This window comes from Duganella sp. CY15W (genome assembly GCF_009857555.1).
GTDB lineage: Bacteria > Pseudomonadota > Gammaproteobacteria > Burkholderiales > Burkholderiaceae_D > Rugamonas > Rugamonas sacchari.
On record NZ_WWCQ01000036.1, the window covers coordinates 1 to 256 of the forward strand.

The 256-nt window shown below is 50.0% G+C and carries 1 rRNA gene; it reads left to right on the plus strand.

The window, feature by feature from the left end:
* Positions 1-256, plus strand: a 23S ribosomal RNA gene (locus tag GTP58_RS32005); the annotation flags it as partial.

A 256-nucleotide genomic window follows, 5' to 3' on the forward strand; every position in this document is an offset into this window, starting at 1 on the left:
GTTTGTGATGATGCAATCTACCCGCGGCTAGACGGAAAGACCCCATGAACCTTTACTGTAGCTTTGCATTGGACTTTGAATCAATCTGTGTAGGATAGGTGGGAGGCTTTGAAGTAGGGACGCCAGTTCCTATGGAGCCATCCTTGAAATACCACCCTGGTTCATTTGAGGTTCTAACCTTGGTCCGTTATCCGGATCGGGGACAGTGCATGGTAGGCAGTTTGACTGGGGCGGTCTCCTCCTAAAGTGTAACGGA